Genomic DNA, 17,708 nt, shown 5'->3' with positions numbered 1-17,708 from the left:
GTTTGGAGCCGATCGCGATACGATTTTCGAATAGCGAACTGGGGACTGGCCGCCTCAGATCTGTGGGATTTTTCTCAGACGTCACGATCACCGCGACACGGCAGATAGATTGGCCCTCGCTGCACGAGCTTAGCCGCAGCCGACCCATTTTGGCCGTTCAGCCGCAAATTTTCTATTCCCAGATGCGGTCCGTCTGCTTTCTCATTCCGGATACCCAAGACTGTCCACTTGCTAATCGGCTGCTTTAGGTTACCGCCTTACAGAAGCAAATGTTCGTTCAGCTAAGGTCTCAACGGACCGGCCAAATTCCGATGCTCTGGTCATCGCATCCACCTTTAGGTTCCGGAACGAGGCTGTTGTCAAAGGTAGTTGCGTGCTCGCAGCGCCAGCCAGTTCGACGGAGCGAGGCGACCAGAGGTTTGCGTGGATAGTCATTGGTAGGTGCGGTATCGGTGTTGGATCCCAGCTTCCTCGCTCGTGCACGAGAATATCATCGACGAACCAACGGATTCGATCTGGGAACCATTCAATCGCGTATCGATGGAATCCCAGGCTGGCATCGAAACCGAGGTCGATGGCGCAGGGCGAACCGCGGTAGCCATAATCGAGTTCCGTACCCTCGTTACCCGGATTGAAGTAGACATTGAGAAGCATCTTACACGGGTCATTTCCGATGATCTCGATGTCGATCTCCTGCCTTGGTGCGGACCGGTGCAAGAAAAAGCCGGTAACTAAGCCCTCTCCCTGCGCGGCCCTCATCTCGATTTCGAAGCGGCCGTGCAGGAATCGACGGACCGACGAGAGTGCACCGGACCGGAACGGGCGATCTCCCATTCCTAAAGCACTCAGCGTGATCGTGGCACCGTTGCGGCCGTGATTGATCGCGTCAGGTGCAAAGTTGGCAAGATTGCCAGGAAACGTGCCACGCATGGCGGGCATCTCAGTAGAGGGCTCGGTGAGCGGGCATCGCATTTCGGCTACGCCATCTTCCTCTTGAGATACTGGATCGCATATCGGCGGCGCCCATCCATCGACTGTTCCGACTGCCCATGGCGTGTCGTCCATGGCCATCGGTCGCGCGATCCAGGCGGCTTCAGCACAGGGCCGACAATCACGGCGTCCGTCGCGGAAGAGACGCCAGTTGGTCGGTGCGCCAGAGGGAAACTCTTGCGCCGGTGCATTCATCCCCGCCAGTAAACAGAGCGGCGCCCACCAGTCATCGCTAGGCCCGTCTCCTGGCAGAATGGACCATAGTTGCTTCAGGCGATCGGAGGCGTCGATCCGATGTGCTTGCGTCGGCTCTAATACCAAGCCGGTAACGAGTCCGGCGATTTCGTCAGGGAGGGCGTGTGGAGGAAAAGGTGGATCAACGAGAACGTCGAACGTACTAAAGAGAGTGGCGACTTCTGCCTCCGCGACGCCAGGCGCAGTAGCGTCGAAAACGAGCACCCGAAGCCCCAGCATGGACAGTGCCATAGCCAGTGGCTCGTACGCCCCACGACCGGTCCAGGCTACGATCCGGATCCCGAAGGAGCGAGTGGGGGACGCGAGGCAATCGGCGTCGACGATACCGGCTCGCGCCAGATAAGGCAGCACCGAATAAGAATTGTCCGATCCCGCATCAAGCCGCTGCAAGATTGCCGGTGTGATGATAGCGAGCGGTCTCAACCAATAAAACTGCCTGTTGATCCACATGTCGACCGGCCCGACAACCGGCATCGCGCGCAGCAACGATTCCGCTCCGCTTCGTGAGAGCACATAGCCGGAGAGGAACCAGAGCCCGCGTACCGGGCGAAACAAAGTTCCGCCCACGTCTGCCCGCTCACATGTTCCGCCAGCGTCCTCGTAGGAAAGATAGACCATGGTCAGTCCTTCCCCATTTCCTCTGGTCGAAGCCTCACACCACGCACTTTCGATCGATGCGGCCGCGCCCCGGCGGAACCACACGTCGTCCTCGAGAATTAGGACGTGCTCCTCGGTTCCCGTCGCGACAACTTTCCACGCTTCGATGTGCGATCGCGCGACAGCTATCTCTTGGCGCGTCATCGTCACGGCCTCGTTTCGTTCGAAACAAGCCTCCAACCTAGCGTCCGGCTGGACGTAAAGCTGATCATCGAGGGCGTATAGCGGGTCTACGTCTGCAGTCGCTGCGACCGCTCTACCGTCGCGCGCGTCGACTGCGGGAAGACGTTTTACGAGGCTGGTCAACCGCCGGCCCGTGTGATCCCTGAAGCGAGCGAGCTCCCGCAAAGTCCTCGTCATGCGGTGAGGCTGTCGATCGAGGTTTATTATGAGGATCGCGCCTATCCGGCTAGCGTCCGTGCCAAACGCGTCGATTTTCCCTCCCGGCAAAGCAGCCGTGACCCGGCGAAACAGACGGAATGCCATGGCTCGCAAGGCTCTGGCGGGGCGTTCGAGCCTCATGCGCTCATATTATCCACGAGCGCGATCAGCAACCGTATACGTTGCGCCAGTTGCGCTCGTCTTCGCGATAAGAAAGGTCCCACCGCATCTCCGCGATAGCGTCCCAGTCGCGTATCAGATTAAAGTCGAGTGGGTCTCCCCGGAGCAGGAGAGCGTGTGCGTGTGCGGCAAGGACGGTCGTGAGATTTCCCGGTCCAGTGGTTGCCTGGATCTCCGGTCGACCGTTACCCTCGAGTAGCAGCTCAGTCGCCCGGCACAGGGCACGTTGCAGGACTGGATGTCCGGGTGGCGCGACAATTGGGTCGTTGTTGACGTAAAAGTTGCGCTCTCCTGAAGGTAAATTTGTCTGCCAGATATCGGCGTTCTGCATCATCCTGCCAGCCGAGATGTCGTAGCAGAGAGGCTGAAGCTTCAATCGATCGTCTTCGAACAGCCGCGTCCAGCCGTCGTTGAGCAGCACGTCGTCGCAGTCGACATACAGACCCCCTTCTGTGACGAGCGCGCAGAGACGAAAATAGTCAGACCTCATCGCCGGATGCGCACATCGACTGAAGGCAGCGACCTCCCGTTCCCCCTGTCGATCGCGAATGTAGCGCTCGGCCGAGTTGTCATCATAGGTCCGGACAGCGAAGCCTTGTTCTCTCAGTCGCTCCCAGGTCGACATGCAAGCCGCGACGTCGTCCGGCAGTTCGGAATGATCGTGCCAGAATCTGATTAGGTTACGCGGTATCACCGCGGGTATGTTCCGCGACCGGCATGCAGTATCAATGCCGATGTGCATAAGGACAATATCCCGAATCAGTGTTGATCGAGACGCCTCGCTCTTCTCAAAGCCGGGTTGCAGAGCCACAATTCGTTGCCGTGCGTGGTCCGAATGATATTGCACGTCGCTCAAGCTGTGGCCTCTTGTGGGCTGGAACCAGATTGAGCAGTTCTCCGCTGCCGGTAAGCAGCATAAGCAGGAGAGCTTCGCAGAAGATGGATCCGGCCATTGGCCACGAAGCCATCGAGACCGTGCTCTCTAGTATAGACATCGAGGTCGCCGATATCGTTGATAAACCCCTTGCCCTTGAAGTTGAGCGACGTGTTGCAGAGGACGCCGTAGCCGGTCCTCGTTCGAAAAGCAGACAGCACGGCGTGCAATTCCCGATTGGAAAGCTCTGTCACGGTCTGCAGGCGTGCGGTCCCATTGACGTGCGTCACTGCACGCAGCTGATCGGTAGTCGCCCTGAAGGTAAAAAGCATGTGTGGGCTATCGACATGACACCCGAACCATCTCGCCGCCTCCTCTCGCAGGCATACCGGCGCAATCGGCCGAAACTGTTCGCGCTGCTTGATTATGTTCAAGCGTACTCGCGTCTCGTCGCTAAACGGAGCGGCCAAAATCGAGCGGTTACCAAGAGCCCGCGGTCCTATTTCGTATCGGCCGCGCGCCCAGCCGAGAATTAAATCGTTTGCCAGAAGGTCCGCGACGAAAGCGTCATCCCGTCCCAGTACATCATATGCATCGCGCTCAAACGCAACGTCGTCGCGAAATGGTAGGCCGGCATAGACGTTCCATTCGATTTTGGGGTTGCCAGTCAAACGGAACTGAGCGTCGATCGCGGTTCCAATCGCCGATCCACTATCGTTAGCCACAGGCGGAACGAAGACGTGCGAAAACAGACCGCTGTTCATCCATTTACTGTTCCAGTCGCAGTTTAGACCGCATCCACCTGCGATCAAAAGTGGGCGACCTGGTTTGAGGTGCTCGCGCGCGAAATTTTCGAAGCGAGCGAAGATGGCATCGCTGTAAATGCCCGCAAAATCACGGAACGAAGCATCCTCTACGCCAACATCGAGATGAGGGGCCTGCGGGAGGCCCGGATAGTCGGAGAGTTTGCGATAGGGACCGTCGAGAAGGAATTCGAGAAGAGCCTGCTCCTCCGCCGTCGCTATCGAGCGGTTCGAGAATGATGCGAGCGCCATCAGTTTTCCGGCATCGGATTGGCGAGGATAAGGGCCGTCCTTTGGAAAATCCGGGTCTGCAAGCCCGTAAAGCAGCGCATAACGGTTACCGGGCTGCGTAAGAACGTCTCTCACGACAGTTATCCGGCCCAAGCTGTCGATCTCGTAGAAGGTCCCCATCTCGCCTTCCCATACTAGGGCGTAGCATGGCTCTCCAATTGGAACCGAAGACATCCCGAAGGCACACATGACATGCGAGCGCTCGTGGGAGGAAGAGAAGTAATCTGAACTCCCACGTAAGAACCGTCCCTTCTCGTGGATAGCCAGATACTCGGCTGTTCCCCGATATCCGCCGTTGCGGCGGGAGCCGTGCTCAAATTCATAGTGATCCCGCAGCCACCAACCGCTCATGCATATCACGTCGGGAAGGTCGGACAACTCGCCAACAACGTCGAGGACATCAGAAACCGATATGGCGGAGTAGCGGTAGTTGGAGCCCTTTTCCGCTTCGACTGAAAAAGACAACGTGCCGTGTTCAATGAAAGCAACGGCACCATCGTGACCGGGATTGTATGCCAATATACGCAACGAGCTCTCCCCTCATCAAACTGAATTTCCACATGTTCACGGGGCTTGGCAAGCTGATCGTTTCGGATCGCAACATTATTGTGCCTCACCAACCGATCTAGGAGGCTGATCATTCCAAAGTACAGATGGAAAGGGTGAGGCGCCAAATCGAACGAAAAGCTGCAGGCGAGCAAAATGTTGGTTGGCATTATATCTGGCTTCCACGCCGCCTCTGGACCGATCAAGTTGCGATTCCGAAACGATATAGCCAACATCCACCATTTGACGCTTGACATCGCACCATTTGACGACCATCTAACATTCAAGCAGGGGCAGATGGAGGCGAGAATGGCAGAGACAGTGAAGTTCGGTGCGACAGCTCCGTTGACGCCGATCGATGTACAAACGTTCTCCAAAAGCGCGGACCGCGAACGCTTGTCCGGCGTCGCCCTCAAGGCATTTCGAGCCATTGTCGAGCATTGGAGTCTTTCGAACGGCGAAGCGGCAGCACTGCTTGGCGTGAGTGACAGCACTTGGGACCGCATCAAGCGGGGAAGCTGGGAGCAGCCCCTATCGCAGGATCAGCTGACCCGCGCTTCGGCTGCGATCGGTGTCTATAAAGGACTACACCTGCTGTTCGCCGACCCGATGGCGGATCAGTGGCCCAAGCTGCCCAATCGCGGGCCGATCTTTCAACGCAAAAGCCCAGTTGATGCAATGATCGACGGCGGCATACCGCTTATGCTTGAAACCCGGCGATATGTTGACGCAGTGCGGGGCGGCCTTTGATATGCTTGAGGAACTGACGATCCGCCGCGAAGCACTGCCGAGGACTGTCCGCCTCGTCACGACCGCGCGGCTAAGGTCGTCAGTTCTGCTCAACCTTGTCGATGAAACCGATCTGGCAGCATTGGCTGAAATCGAAGGAGCCACGAGCAACCGATTGGTCGCTCAATCGCGCGGCGCAGGCGAAGTCCAGTCCTACGAGTTAGTTTTCGGCGTGTCGCACGCCAATTTCATCAATGCCGCCTTCGCCTATGCAAAACCTCGGGAACCCAACCGGTTCAACGGAGCGGATCGCGGCGCCTGGTATGCTGGACTGGATGTAGAGACGAGCCTAGCCGAAGTATGCTTCCATCTGACCAGCTTTCTCGAAGCCACGGGCCGATTCAACGCTGTGGTTGAATATGCTGAGTTGTTTGCCAGTTTCGCTGGCGAATTTCTGGACCTCCGCCCACATGGTGACCATCCTGCCCTAAACCCAAACAAGGCGTTGGGCTATCCAGTCGGCAATGCGCTCGCTGATGCTGCCCGGGCTAGCGGTCTAAACGGAATCATCTACCCTTCGGTACGCCATCCTGGTGGCACCTGTCTCGCTGCTCTTTTTCCGCATGCGGTTCAGTCAGTGGCTCAAGGCGACGTCTATCGTATGACCTGGGCCGGTAGCCCCGAGCCGACCATTGAGAAGGTGCCGGGATGAGACGTCGCCATTATCAACCGCGGTATCGAAAATCGGAACGGTGTTCCGGCCGATGATGGCGACCGCGCCCCAGCCATCCGAATGTGTGATCGCTCTTCCCGGCGGCTGGGTGAAGGCGCGCAAATTCGAGGATGCACTGAGGCGGAGCGGCGACGCGCTTGGCGGCCCATTTACCAGCGTCCTCATCCAGGTGCCGGCAGACTGCAAGCTGATGGTCGATGTCATCATCCGACTGCTGAGCTTTTGCAATCAGGCAGCGGCCATGACCAAAAGAATCCGACTACAGTTCGCAGAAGGCAGCGAATCTCTCAGGGGCTATCTCAGTCGTATAGGCTTTTTCGATCATCTCCTTCCCACGGTAGAGGTCCATCCGGCACGCCCGCTCTTCTCGGGCGCAGACCTGCACCGGGGCGGCAATAGTGGCCTCGTCGAGATTGCTCGGTTCAGCGGCACTAAAGCTGCCGATCATGATCTTGTGGACAATCTTGCAGCGACCGCACATCGCAGTTGCGTGGCCAGGACTGATGCCGCCGCCCTGAAGAACGCAGTTTTCACGATTTTCGCTGAACTCATCGGCAACGTCAGCGAACACAGCCAGTCGAGCCTAGATGCCTTTGCGGTCCTCCAAACCTATGCGGGCGGCAACCAGGTTCGGATGGCGGTCTCCGATAGCGGAACGGGCATATTACAAACCCTACGCCCCGCGCTCCAAGCCAAAGGTGACGCCGCCGCCGTGCTTAGCGATGTCCATCTCCTTGTCGAGATGTTCCGCAAAGGCGTTTCCCGCCTCGATGACGACAGCCGCGGCAACGGACTGGCCGCCTGCGCCAGCCATGCGGTCCGTTTCCAGGCAGAGCTTGACGTACGGCTGCTCAACCAGCGCGTTCTCCTGATACCCTCGAACAATGTCTTTCAGCCTAATATGGCCTATTCCCAGGAGGAACTGCCTCTCCTCTGGGGAACCCACATAAGTTTCTCGCTGAAGATCGCTTGACAGGTCCAACCGATTCTCATTAAATGATACGACTGAACGGGAATCGGGTGGCTTATCAGACTCAGGGATTTCATGACTGGGACAACGGGGTGGGGCCGACCGCAAGGGCGTGCCACACAGGATAAACTCGTGTCTTTCGTGGAAGCCAATCCCGGTCAGGCTGTGTTTCGGCTTTCGATGGAGGGCGTAGAACAGATTGATGCGTCGTTCGCATCCGAGGCAATCGTCGAGCTGGTCCGTCGCTATCGCTGCAATAAAGGGATTTGCCTTGTCGATCTTCTGGATCCGGAGCTGCGGTTCAATATTGATCTGGCGGCGGCGCGAGTAAATGTGCCGGTGGCGATCTGGAACGGGAATGTGATCGAGATGATTGGTGGGCAACCAAGCCAGGGCAATCGCGAGGCGCTCGAATATGCGTTGAAGCGTCCTTATGCCCGGGCAGCGGAACTGGCCGATACATTGAGCCTGTCGATCGCGAATGCGAGCACCAAGTTTAAGCAGCTATGGGAGCAAGGTTTTCTGATGCGCAGTGAAAGTGCGGCCGACAGTGGCGGCGTTGAATTTTTGTACCGTCGCATTGGCTGAATTTTTTTTGATTGTGGTTCAATGGTTTCATTGAATGAGATTATGGAGTTTGACATGCCCTCTTTTGACAATGATGTTCTTCCGTCGGAAACTGCAGGTAAATTCGCGATTGAGGTCGCGGATGAGACATTCCAGTTCCGGACGCTCAGCTTTCACGACCCCGAGGTGACGGCAGCGCAGATTGCCGAGTGCTTCGGTGCACATCCGCTCTCGCAGTTCAGGATCCTGCAGCAACTGACAACGGGCGAGGTCGAGACCAAGCGCCCAACCGAGACCACGGACCTGCGCGAGAGGGGGCGTGAACGCTTCTTCGTGGTCCGCAGCGACCGCGACTTCGCCTTCACCGTGGATGGCCTGTCGCTGGCATGGCCGCTCGCGACTATTGTCGGCGAACATATGCGCATCTTGGCCCGCGCCAAGGAGAGTGAGGACCTTGTGCGTGTTACGCCGCACGGCTTTGAACCGGTCGAGGCTGAAGACATCCTGTCTTTGGCTGGCAGTGAGGTCGAGGAGTTCCGTCTTGTCCCCTTGCCGCAGACCGTCACCGTCTTCTACCGCGAGCAGCCGTTTGAACTGGAGCGCCGCCGCTGGACGACCGAAGAGCTGATGCAGCGCTTTGCGGTTCCCGCAGGGTACAAGCTCGATCGCATCAAGGCGGACGGCGAGTTCAAGGAGCTGAAGCCGGGTCAGCAGATCAAGTTACGGGATGGCATGGAGTTCACCTCCCACGTGCCTGCAGGGCAGTCGTCATGAGCGGCGCCCAGGTACAGCTGACCCGGCTGCGGATGCTCTGCCCCGGTGCCGAGCTGTGGGATGGCTTGGGAACGCCCCTCGTGTTCCTGCCGGGCCTTCGGGTGGAATCGAGCGGCACGGTCCATACGGTAGACGCCCTGCTCAGCCCCGCTTCACGCGAAGGCTATGAGACACGGCTATATTTCTCGAGGCAGCTCCCCAAGGCCCTCAACTGGTCGTCCTATGCCCTGATGGCCCGAAGCTGGTTCGCCTTCTCATGGCAGGGGATCAAAGCCAGCCAACCTTGGCTCGACATATTGGGCAGCCATCTGGAGGCCGTGAAATGAACATCACTCTTCGCCTGCCGTCCCCACTGTTGCATGCGGTCCGCGCAGATCTTGCGCGCCATCATGCTCATGCCGGCGAGCGCGTCGGGTTCCTGCGCGCCGCCGCCATGAAAACAACCAGCGGCCTTCTCCTGCTGGTAAGAGGCTATCAACCTGTCGCCGACGAGGATTACGCCCGTGCGCCCGCCGTGGGCGCGGAGATCGGCTCAGAGGTCTTCCGCAAGGCGTTACAATGGGCTTATCGGCCACGCTCAGCACTGCTCCATGTCCACACCCATCATGGCCGGGGGCGCCCAGGTTTCAGCGGCGTCGACCTTAAAAGCGGCAGGGAGTTTGTGCCAAGCTTCTTCACGACCATCCCGCGCATGCCCCAAGGCATGCTCGTGCTGAGCGACGACGATGCCCATGGCCTGGTCTGGCTTGCCGAAGATCATCCCCCCGTGCCGATCAACTGCTTCGCGCAGATTGGCAATCACTATAGCCGCGATTGGAGAGATGCATGACCTGGCTTGATCGGCAAAGCTTCCTTGGAGCCGGCAGCGATAAGCGCCTCGGCGCGCTCACGATTGGTATTGTAGGCCTCGGCGGAGGCGGCTCTCATATCGCTCAACAGCTCGCTCATGTCGGCATCGGCCATTTCGTTCTGGTCGACGACGACGAGATCGACGAAACTAATCTCAACAGGCTCGTTGGCGGTACGCGCATTGATGTGGATGCCAAGGCGCGTAAGGTCGACATCGCCGAGCGCCTCATTCGCATGGTGAACCCTACCGCGCACATCCTGACAGTTGCACAAAAATGGCAACAGGCCGTCGATGCTCTGTCCGCGTGCGATTTGATCTTTGGTTGTCTCGACAACGTTCGCGGCAAGGACGAGCTGGAAGGCTTCTGTCGGCGCCTCCTTATACCATATATTGACCAAGGTATGGATGTTCATGCCATCGACGAACACTACCTAATTGCTGGTCAAGTGGTACTGTCAGTTCCGGGCGGGCCCTGCCTGCGTTGTCTTGGTATCGTCACCGAAGAAGCTTTGGAGGAGGAAGCCCGGAATTATGGCGCGGCCGGTGGTAAGCCGCAGGTCATATGGCCAAATGGCGTGCTCGCGTCGACGGCTGTCGGCCTTTTCCTCCAACTGGTGACGCCCTGGCATCGCTCCGTCGTCACCGGCGCAGCTCTCGAATATGATGGGAACGCCCACAGCGTGCAGGCGTCTGACCGATTTCGTCGCCTGAAAGGTCGTCCATGTCTACATCGGCCCACCGATGAACTGGGTGATCCCGGCTTTGACGTCCGTCGTTTGATGGAGAAGCCGTCTTCACAACCCTCCGCCGATGCGCCAAGGATTTCTCTCATCCTCCGGCTTTGGCGTTTAGTTTGTAGGTAATAGGCAATAGTGGCACGACACGAAGAGACTAATGGCTCGAAATTATAAGGTGCGTAATTATTCTTGCGTTGCAGTTACCGTCAGTCTCCGCCGTCCCGGATTCCGCGCTCGAAAGCTGCCATTTGAAAGCTTAGAATGACAGCTTTCCTCAATCCGATGCTCCGAAGCGGACCGAGCAGAAAGTCGAAGAGTTTCGGGCGCCGTCAGGCGTACGAAAGCCTGACATGTACGACCCGCGGTGCTGCAGGCGATACGTTATGGGGATTTCGGTTTTCGGTACAGCCTGGATGCCACTGAGGCGATGACGGGGCATAGCGATCTGCCCATGGTCAGGTCAGTCCGATGGTCGTCAGGGATGGCAAGACGCCGCTTTCTGCCTGGTCGTAATCGTCCTTGCCCGCCGGAGATGGCGATAGGCACAGGGGCGATCCTGTCCCGCGAAGGCGGTCTCGCGGGAGAGATGACGGACGGGTCATGCCGGGTCATGACACAAGCTCCCGGGCAGGCAGAGTCTCCATCGGAGGAGCGCGCGGCTGTCGCCACCGCTCGAAGGTCTCGATGATGACCATGTGGCCGCCGCAGCATGGGCATGGTGGACGAGGATCGACCGGATCTTCGGTGCCGGGATCCTCGGGCACGGCCGCGACGTCGAGCAGCTGGCGGGCGAGAGCGAGGTTGGCCTTGCGGGCGGAACTGGCGAGCAGGCCATAATGCCGAATGCGGTGGAAGCCGCGTGGCAGGACGTGGAGCAGGAACCGGCGGATAAACTCGTCGGCTGGGAGCGTCATGACGCACTGGCGATCGGCGCCATCCTTGCGATAATCCTTGCAGCGCAGAGTGACGCTGTTGCCGTCAAAAGCCAGGAGACGCCGGTTCGATATGGCAACCCGGTGCGTGTAGCGCGACAGATAGGCGAGCACCGCCCCCGGTCCGGCGAAGGGCGGCTTGGCATAGACCACCCAGCGCTTCTTACGGATAGGGGCGATATGGCGCAGGAAGGCCCGCCGTTCGGCGAGCGGGGCAAGTGATCCGAAGAAGGCGAGCCTGCCAGCCTGGTGCAACTGGATCAGCCGAGCGAGGAACAGCCGGCGGAACAGCGCACCCAGAACTCGCACGGGCAGCAGGAACGTGGGGCGCGACGATATCCACCCTGTCCCGTCTGGCGCGATGCCACCACCCGGCACGATCATATGCACATGCGGGTGATGGGTCATCGCTGAGCCCCATGTGTGGAGCACGGCGGTGATGCCGATGCGGGCGCCAAGATGCTTCCGATCGGCCGCGATCGTCAGCATCGTCTCAGACGCCGTACGGAACAGCAGGCGGTAAAGCAGGGCCTTGTTATGGAAGGCGATATCGGCGATCTCGGCTGGCAACGTGAAGACGACGTGAAAGTAGCCGACGGGCAGCAGATCGGCCTCGCGCTCCGCCAGCCAAGTACGCGCGGCTGCACCCTGGCACTTGGGGCAGTGCCGGTTCCGACAGCTATTATAGGCGATCCGCCAATGCCCGCAGTCCTCGCAGGCTTCGACATGACCGCCTAGGGCAGCTGTGCGGCAGTTCTCGATCGCCGTCATCACCTTGAGCTGGGTAAGACTCAGATGTCCGGCATGGGCGGCACGATAGGCCGGCCCGGCAGCGCGGAAGATGTCGGCGACCTCATGGTCACCGGGCAACGGCTCAGCCGTCCGGCGACACCTGTGGCTGTGGCGCCGGGAGCAAAGCCAGCTTGTCGAGCGGACTGATGACGGCGCGGGCAGTCCGGGTCGCGACCTTGGTATAAAATGCCGTGGTCTCCAGCTTCGCGTGTCCCAGCAAGGCCTGGATGACGCGGATGTTGACACCGTCCTCCAGCAAATGCGTGGCAAAGCTATGCCGCAAAGTGTGGGGGCCGACCTTCTTCGTGATGCCGGCCGAGCGCGCGGCTTCGGCGACGATCCGATGGAGATGGCGCGTACTGATCGGCTTCATCTCATGCTGCCCGGGGAACAGCCAGCCATCGGCATGCATCACGCCCTGCTGCCGTCCGACCCTCCACCACTCGCGCAACAGGATGAGCAGGTCAGCCGGGAGGATCGCATTGCGATATTGCCCGCCTTTGCCGCGTTCTACCCGGAGCAACATCCGCTCGCTGTCGATGTCGCGAACCTTGAGCATCGCCACCTCGGCGACGCGCAGGCCTGCGCCGTAAGCCACCGATAGCGCGGCCTGATGCTTGAGGCAGGTGGTTGCGTCGAGCAGACGTGCAACCTCATCGGGGCTGAGGACGACGGGCAAAGCGCGTGGATGCTTGACTGTAAAGAGCTTGCGGGAAAGGTCAGGTCGATCGAGCGTATGCGTGAAAAAGAAGCGCAGCGCCGCGACGATGCTGTTCATGGTCGGCACGCCCATGCCCGAAGCCCGCTGATCGATCTGGAACTGCCGCAGGTCTTCGGCTGTCGCGGTGTCTGGCGGCCGCCCCAGATAGGTTGCGACCCGCGCGACATCGCGAACATAGTTGCGCTGTGTCTCCCGCGAATATCGACGCATGTTCATGTCGTCGATCATGCGCTGGCGTAGCGAGTTGGCGGGAACTTGGGAAAGATAGCTGCTCATCGTTCGGCTCCTTGGTTGAAAGGAGTCGCGATGCTCTGCCCACCCCGAGCAGTGCTCAACTGTAGTGCTGTTCTCAGATCATCAGCGGGACTTCAAATCCGGGTGCCCATCCCGCGTCAGCGGGTTCGTACATGTTGGCGTGAACGGACCTCTGCCTGCTCCATCCCTACGGCCGGATTCGACGCTGGGGCGCTCCGGACCCGACTGTCGCGAATGTCCCAGCGGCCGCCTTCCGATCTCGACCCTGTGCCGACATCCAGTCGCCTGTCTTTGCTCTTCAGGTGCAGACCGGCCGCTCCTTGCTACAGACCACAGTCACTGCTATCTTACCTCTGTCTTACTCGCGGAGGCCGCCATGGGCGTTCAGGATCGGATCACCACCACACTTTCAACTAAAGGGCAGGTTATCTTGCCCAAGGCGATCCGTGAACAGAAACACTGGGCTGCCGGCACCAAGCTGATTGTGGAAGAAACGGACGAAGGCGTGCTCCTGAAAGCTGCGCCTGTTTTTGCCGCCACGGATATCGAATCTGTCTTCGGTTCGCTGCGGTCAACGAAGCCCGCTCTTTCGATCGACGAAATGGATGTGGTCATATCGGAGGAAGCTAAGCGGCGTGCGCGGGATTGATACCAACATTGTCATCCGCTTGCTGACCGCTGATGATGAAAGACAGGCAAAGGCAGCCCGCAGCATCGTTGATGGGACCAAAATCTTTCTCGGTGCAACAGTGCTTTTGGAGGCAGAATGGGTGCTGCGCGCGGGTTATGGTTTCGCGCCTGACGAAATTGCCCGCGCGCTACGGAGCCTGGCCGGTCTTCCAGGAATGCTAGTCGAAGAACCTGCCCATATGGCATTAGCCCTCGACTGGATGGAACATGGAATGGATTTCGCCGACGCCCTTCACCTCGCGCGATCCGCACAATGCACTGAATTTCTTACCTTCGACCGCAAGTTCGCGAAACGCGCTGCAAAATTAGACGCGATCCCCGTCGTCGTGCCCTAAGGCTGAATCCCGGCGACAAGTCGAACGAGAAGGTGGTCACGAGCTAATCCAGCCGTTCCGCCTTCCTATTTCGCTGCGCGGAGCGGACGTTCAAGCCTTCGCGCACCGGAGCGAACCCTTCAGATCAATCTGCGTGGCCACTTAGAATCGAAGCGGTGACGAACAGTCCAGGGGCTCCAGCGAACGAAGGTAGTGTTCTGGCAACATTTCCGGCCACTTCAGTCGAGCGCGCATCGTCCGGATGCCACGACCGCGTTGCCTTCATCAAGCGCGATCGTTTCTGCTGTGAATTCGTCGGCAATTCTCGCTTCAATGTTTAGGGGTGCGAGAATGCTTGCTGGAAAATCGCTGATGTTTCCGTCACGATAGCCTGAGTCTGGACTGTCGCTGTCAGGACATGCTCGTCGTTCATATCCGGCAGACCGAACGTCATGGCTGCGACCGATGCATGTGCATCGACCAGAGGTTCGGGGAACGCTCGCTGCATGGCATCAACTGAACGTTCCGCTCGCGCAGACGCATTCTCAATTCTGCGCTCGGCGAAGATCTTCTCCAGCGCAGCACGTGTTTCAGCAAGGATGCGCGGCGACCATCGCACGCGAAAGAATTCCGCTCCAGCCAGCGTTAGCAGAAGGTCGCGTCGCGGAACGATGACCAGCGTGCAGGCCTCAATAAGTGCCGTGTAGCGATTGGCGAACATGGTTGGCCCAGATCAATCGAGGTCTGCGCCATCCGCGATCAGTTCATCGATTGCCTTCGACCGGATCTTATCGCGCGCAGCCTTGTAGGCGAATACGTCCTCAGATTTAAGACGCCGGTGCCGCCCCACCATATTGTGCGGAATGTAACCCTTCTCAATAAGCTTGATAAGGTACGGGCGGGACATGTCGAGTAGATCTGCTGCCTGCTGCGTCGTCAACATCTGCTGGATCGGCACCAGCGTCACGGCATGCCCACTACCGATGTGACGCAGCAGTTCCAGGAATAGATCCGACATCGTCGGAGTCAGCGTAATCTCGACTGGTTTCTTGGTGTTTGGATCGGGCACGCGCAGCTTGGCTTCGCCGGCCTTCTGCGACGCGAGGATCCGACGAAGCTGGTTGGCGATCTGCCGATCGTCGGCAGAGGGCAGCCTGTTGCCAAATGGCAAGCCCTTGCCTGAGAAGTTCATCGGTTCTCCCCGCACGCGGCATTGTTCAGTAGAGCATAATCGCATAAACGCAACTGCATTTGCGGGCCTGAGTTCCCCACCTGCGGCTTCGATCACCCGTATGTCCTAAACCTGCGACGCAAGGGCATGTGCCTGTCGAAGACCTCGCCTCCGGCTGCTAGATCGACAAGCTGAGAGACGTTACACAACGCCTCACTGCTATGCTTCAGGGCAGTGCGCGGACGAGCACGAGCTCGAGCCGCCGATCGCTTGAGTGGCATTTTTAGCTATGGCACCAGGTCCTTGAAATCCGACCCACGTTGGATGTTCCGCCGAGATCACGCGGCGTCCAAGCGCGGACAATCTACTAACCAGACTTTGCTCTTTAAAATGATCCGGATGCGCTATCATGATTGTGAAACAGAGATGAGCATAGAGGTGAGGTATGGATCGAGCAGTCATCTTGACGGTAGTCGGTAGTGACCGACCCGGCCTGACCCGCGCAATCGCTGAGGCGGTGTATGCTGCAGGCGGTAATTGGCTCGAGAGCCATCTCTCGCGCCTGGGTGGGAAATATGTTGGATCCGTGCTGGTTGAATTGCCCGAGGATCGGCTGCACGAACTCGAAGCTGCGGTCCGCGGCATCGATGCGATGGGTATCAAGATCGACATCATCGCGGCTGCGGATGCTGAAGAACGCAGCGGGCTGTCGCTTGCCATCGAAATCGTAGGGCAGGATCGTCCTGGAATAGTTCGCGAAGTGACCTCGGCACTTGCGAAGCTCGACGTCAATATCGACGACTTCCTTACCAGAATCGAAAGAAGCGCCTGGTCTGGCGCACCGCTGTTCCGCGCCAATGTCCAGATTGCATTGCCCACGGGCCTCTCTACCGACGAGGTGCGGGAGGCGCTCGAAGCCATATCTGGCGAGATCATGGTCGATTTTTTGCCCGAGCCCACTTTGAGCTAGAAAGAGCCACGCGTCCCGCGCGTGACTAAGCGCTAGTCCCACAGAAATCAAAAAAGAAAGCCCGGCCGTCATGATGTCAGCCGGGCCAGTTTAAAGTCTCAGCGGCTAAGCCGTGAGCCTTTGGGTCGCGGGTTCTCCTTACTGATCTCTCTGAGGTAGGTCATACCCCGATCGGGGGAGACGCGCGGAAAAATCCGGGCTCATAGTTGTTCTTCGCCAACAGCTTGATTGCCTGTGACGGGCTGATGCCCGAGCTGCCTCATCGCCGGAGCAGGTCGCCGAGCATCGCCATCAGATCCATCTCCCGACTAACTCCAAGCTTGGAGAAAATGGATTTGATCTGGGTTTTGACGGTCTGGGTGCTCGTTTCCCGCGCAGCGGCGATCTGATCACGCGTCACGCCCCTAGCGAGGGCCAATGTGACCTCGGCTTCAGCAGCAGACAGGCCAAATGCTGCGCCCAAAACAGCAGGGGCGGCCTCATGCCAGCGCCGACCCGAACGGACGATGACAAGAATTTGCGAGGCAAGGCTCAGCCGGTACGGCTGGGAAGGAAGGCGGCAGATATCGACCACCATAGGCATCTGCTTGCCGGCACCGCGCAGCAGCAACGTCTCTATCCCAAGAGGTTGACGATGCCGCCGCGCGAATGCCTTCAACAGCGCCGCGTCGTCACGTGGGTGCGGAAGACCGAGCTTCCCGTCCATCACCCTGAAGCGTCCGGCAGAAAGCAGCGCCGCAGCTTCGCCCGTCTCTCCCTTCAAATTTCCAGCCTCGTCGCAAATGAAGATCGGCAGACCTACATATTCGAGCGCGCCTGCGATCAACGCCGAACCGCGATTTTCAAGCGCGATCTGCATTTTGACGGCCCGCCGCGCATGGGGGGCTATCGCGGCAAAAAGTGCGCGCGTCTCGGCGTCGGTCTCACCATCCTTCCGGCTGCGATTGAGGGCTAAGCCGACAAACCGGCCGCCTCCTTCGAGCAACTTGGTTTGGCAGCCGTCCATGATGTCATAGGCGTCGCACATCTCGCGATAGAGATCGAACCCAGAACCGCGCCCAACCGCGCGGTAATCTGCTTCGCTCCGAATAACGAATGCCTCGTCATTCAGCGACGCGCGCACCCGGACGTTGATATTGGGATCGCCACGCTCCTGCTCGACAAAGCGGGCGATCTCATCGTGACCTATATCATTGATCCAATTGAAGGGCACCTCACCCGGCGCAAAACCGATAAGCTGGCCGTAAGAGCTGCCAGTCAGTTCGGCCATGGCCCGCAGCGCGCCAAGCCACTCATCCCCATCAATGGCAGCCATGGCGAAACGCTCGCCCAGCGCCCAAATCTTATCTTCCACCCTGTTTCGTTCCTGTCCCGCGACCCGGTCAGAACGTCAATATCTTTGGCTGCTCACACGAAAATGTCGAGTGATCAGCGAGTGGATTTAGGCAGGTCTATCGAGAAACACAATATTTTAGCAGCAGTGGTTCGATACCCTCATCGGGGGATGCGGACACCGGCGCATTTTG

The 17,708-nt window shown here is 58.9% G+C and carries 19 protein-coding genes; 11 read left to right on the top strand and 8 right to left on the bottom strand.

The features are described from left to right. Positions 1-249: 249 nt before the first annotated feature. The 3 genes from B6S01_RS19415 to B6S01_RS19405 form a co-directional block, all read right to left on the bottom strand. Positions 250-2,388: a family 16 glycosylhydrolase gene (locus B6S01_RS19415; RefSeq protein ID WP_269319806.1), complete on the bottom strand. Its 2,139-nt coding sequence runs from the start codon at positions 2,386-2,388 to the stop codon at positions 250-252. A gap of 61 nt (positions 2,389-2,449) precedes the next feature. Further along, positions 2,450-3,310 (bottom strand): glycosyltransferase family 32 protein, encoded by an 861-nt coding sequence (locus B6S01_RS19410; RefSeq protein WP_231567966.1) that lies wholly within the window; start codon positions 3,308-3,310, stop codon positions 2,450-2,452. A 5-nt stretch (positions 3,311-3,315) separates the two neighbouring features. Continuing rightward, positions 3,316-4,959, bottom strand: coding sequence for a carbamoyltransferase C-terminal domain-containing protein (locus B6S01_RS19405; RefSeq protein ID WP_037463894.1), 1,644 nt, complete (start codon positions 4,957-4,959; stop codon positions 3,316-3,318). A gap of 261 nt (positions 4,960-5,220) precedes the next feature. Between B6S01_RS19405 and B6S01_RS19400 the strand changes: the two genes are divergently transcribed. The 8 genes from B6S01_RS19400 to B6S01_RS19365 all read left to right on the top strand — a co-directional run bounded on the left by B6S01_RS19400 (position 5,221) and on the right by B6S01_RS19365 (position 10,463). Then, positions 5,221-5,727, top strand: coding sequence for an antitoxin Xre-like helix-turn-helix domain-containing protein (locus B6S01_RS19400; RefSeq protein WP_231567962.1), 507 nt, complete (start codon positions 5,221-5,223; stop codon positions 5,725-5,727). A 1-nt stretch (position 5,728) separates the two neighbouring features. Next, the gene (locus B6S01_RS19395; RefSeq protein WP_051908144.1) at positions 5,729-6,418 is read left to right on the top strand and encodes an RES family NAD+ phosphorylase; all 690 of its coding nucleotides are present in this window, start codon (positions 5,729-5,731) and stop codon (positions 6,416-6,418) included. A 52-nt stretch (positions 6,419-6,470) separates the two neighbouring features. Then, positions 6,471-7,412, top strand: a complete 942-nt coding sequence (locus tag B6S01_RS19390) for an ATP-binding protein (protein WP_037463896.1) — start codon at positions 6,471-6,473, stop codon at positions 7,410-7,412. 129 nt (positions 7,413-7,541) lie between these two features. Next, positions 7,542-7,997, top strand: a complete 456-nt coding sequence (locus tag B6S01_RS19385) for a hypothetical protein (RefSeq protein WP_081570589.1) — start codon at positions 7,542-7,544, stop codon at positions 7,995-7,997. 42 nt (positions 7,998-8,039) lie between these two features. After that, a complete protein-coding gene (locus tag B6S01_RS19380; RefSeq protein ID WP_157704844.1) occupies positions 8,040-8,750 on the top strand; it encodes a multiubiquitin domain-containing protein in 711 nt (236 codons plus the stop codon). Then, positions 8,747-9,076: a hypothetical protein gene (locus B6S01_RS19375; protein WP_037463900.1), complete on the top strand. Its 330-nt coding sequence runs from the start codon at positions 8,747-8,749 to the stop codon at positions 9,074-9,076. The genes B6S01_RS19380 and B6S01_RS19375 overlap by 4 nt, the downstream gene beginning before the upstream one ends. Further along, a complete protein-coding gene (locus tag B6S01_RS19370; RefSeq protein WP_037463902.1) occupies positions 9,073-9,579 on the top strand; it encodes a hypothetical protein in 507 nt (168 codons plus the stop codon). Before B6S01_RS19375 ends, B6S01_RS19370 begins: the two co-directional genes overlap by 4 nt. Beyond that, positions 9,576-10,463: a HesA/MoeB/ThiF family protein gene (locus B6S01_RS19365; RefSeq protein ID WP_081570588.1), complete on the top strand. Its 888-nt coding sequence runs from the start codon at positions 9,576-9,578 to the stop codon at positions 10,461-10,463. The genes B6S01_RS19370 and B6S01_RS19365 overlap by 4 nt, the downstream gene beginning before the upstream one ends. 482 nt (positions 10,464-10,945) lie before the next feature. Here the strand turns inward: B6S01_RS19365 and B6S01_RS19360 are convergent, their stop codons facing one another. Then, on the bottom strand, positions 10,946-12,139 hold the full coding sequence (locus B6S01_RS19360; protein ID WP_037463907.1) for an IS91 family transposase: 1,194 nt from the start codon (positions 12,137-12,139) through the stop codon (positions 10,946-10,948). Positions 12,140-12,143: 4 nt separating this feature from the next. Next, complete coding sequence (locus B6S01_RS19355; protein ID WP_037463909.1) at positions 12,144-13,058, bottom strand: tyrosine-type recombinase/integrase; 915 nt, start codon at positions 13,056-13,058, stop codon at positions 12,144-12,146. A gap of 355 nt (positions 13,059-13,413) precedes the next feature. Here B6S01_RS19355 and B6S01_RS19350 point away from each other — a divergent pair, with 355 nt between their 5' ends. Together B6S01_RS19350 and B6S01_RS19345 are read left to right on the top strand one after the other, a co-directional pair. Beyond that, positions 13,414-13,686 carry an AbrB/MazE/SpoVT family DNA-binding domain-containing protein gene (locus B6S01_RS19350; RefSeq protein ID WP_037463885.1) on the top strand — a complete coding sequence of 91 codons (273 nt, stop codon included), beginning with the start codon at positions 13,414-13,416 and terminating at the stop codon, positions 13,684-13,686. After that, a complete protein-coding gene (locus B6S01_RS19345) occupies positions 13,673-14,062 on the top strand; it encodes a type II toxin-antitoxin system VapC family toxin (RefSeq protein WP_037463911.1) in 390 nt (129 codons plus the stop codon). Before B6S01_RS19350 ends, B6S01_RS19345 begins: the two co-directional genes overlap by 14 nt. 316 nt (positions 14,063-14,378) lie before the next feature. Here B6S01_RS19345 and B6S01_RS19340 read toward each other — a convergent pair whose 3' ends face one another. Both B6S01_RS19340 and B6S01_RS19335 read right to left on the bottom strand, forming a co-directional pair. Next, positions 14,379-14,762, bottom strand: coding sequence for a PIN domain-containing protein (locus tag B6S01_RS19340; protein WP_231567963.1), 384 nt, complete (start codon positions 14,760-14,762; stop codon positions 14,379-14,381). Positions 14,763-14,774: 12 nt separating this feature from the next. Further along, a complete protein-coding gene (locus tag B6S01_RS19335; protein ID WP_037463913.1) occupies positions 14,775-15,233 on the bottom strand; it encodes a helix-turn-helix domain-containing protein in 459 nt (152 codons plus the stop codon). Positions 15,234-15,675: 442 nt separating this feature from the next. Between B6S01_RS19335 and B6S01_RS19330 the strand changes: the two genes are divergently transcribed. Then, a complete protein-coding gene (locus B6S01_RS19330; protein ID WP_231567965.1) occupies positions 15,676-16,182 on the top strand; it encodes a glycine cleavage system transcriptional repressor in 507 nt (168 codons plus the stop codon). Between the two features lie 259 nt (positions 16,183-16,441). On the opposite strand, the gene B6S01_RS19325 is transcribed toward B6S01_RS19330, so the two are convergent. Next, on the bottom strand, positions 16,442-17,536 hold the full coding sequence (locus tag B6S01_RS19325) for a helix-turn-helix transcriptional regulator (protein ID WP_037463918.1): 1,095 nt from the start codon (positions 17,534-17,536) through the stop codon (positions 16,442-16,444). Between the last annotated feature and the right edge of the window lie 172 nt (positions 17,537-17,708).

Origin of the sequence: Sphingobium herbicidovorans, assembly GCF_002080435.1 — a bacterium.
Taxonomy (GTDB): Bacteria; Pseudomonadota; Alphaproteobacteria; order Sphingomonadales; family Sphingomonadaceae; genus Sphingobium; species Sphingobium herbicidovorans.
Note: the sequence above shows the minus strand (reverse complement) of the source record. Positions and strands in the feature narration are given on the sequence as shown.

Excerpts from the sequence above, each read along its gene's own strand:
- B6S01_RS19395 (WP_051908144.1), top strand. The coding sequence starts at position 5,729 with ATGCTTGAGGAACTGACGATCCGCCGCGAAGCACTGCCGAGGACTGTC.
- B6S01_RS19335 (WP_037463913.1), bottom strand. The coding sequence starts at position 15,233 with ATGAACTTCTCAGGCAAGGGCTTGCCATTTGGCAACAGGCTGCCCTCT.
- B6S01_RS19390 (WP_037463896.1), top strand. The coding sequence starts at position 6,471 with ATGATGGCGACCGCGCCCCAGCCATCCGAATGTGTGATCGCTCTTCCC.
- B6S01_RS19340 (WP_231567963.1), bottom strand. The coding sequence starts at position 14,762 with ATGTTCGCCAATCGCTACACGGCACTTATTGAGGCCTGCACGCTGGTC.
- B6S01_RS19370 (WP_037463902.1), top strand. The coding sequence starts at position 9,073 with ATGAACATCACTCTTCGCCTGCCGTCCCCACTGTTGCATGCGGTCCGC.
- B6S01_RS19365 (WP_081570588.1), top strand. The coding sequence starts at position 9,576 with ATGACCTGGCTTGATCGGCAAAGCTTCCTTGGAGCCGGCAGCGATAAG.
- B6S01_RS19375 (WP_037463900.1), top strand. The coding sequence starts at position 8,747 with ATGAGCGGCGCCCAGGTACAGCTGACCCGGCTGCGGATGCTCTGCCCC.
- B6S01_RS19355 (WP_037463909.1), bottom strand. The coding sequence starts at position 13,058 with ATGAGCAGCTATCTTTCCCAAGTTCCCGCCAACTCGCTACGCCAGCGC.
- B6S01_RS19350 (WP_037463885.1), top strand. The coding sequence starts at position 13,414 with ATGGGCGTTCAGGATCGGATCACCACCACACTTTCAACTAAAGGGCAG.
- B6S01_RS19380 (WP_157704844.1), top strand. The coding sequence starts at position 8,040 with ATGGAGTTTGACATGCCCTCTTTTGACAATGATGTTCTTCCGTCGGAA.
- B6S01_RS19415 (WP_269319806.1), bottom strand. The coding sequence starts at position 2,388 with ATGGCATTCCGTCTGTTTCGCCGGGTCACGGCTGCTTTGCCGGGAGGG.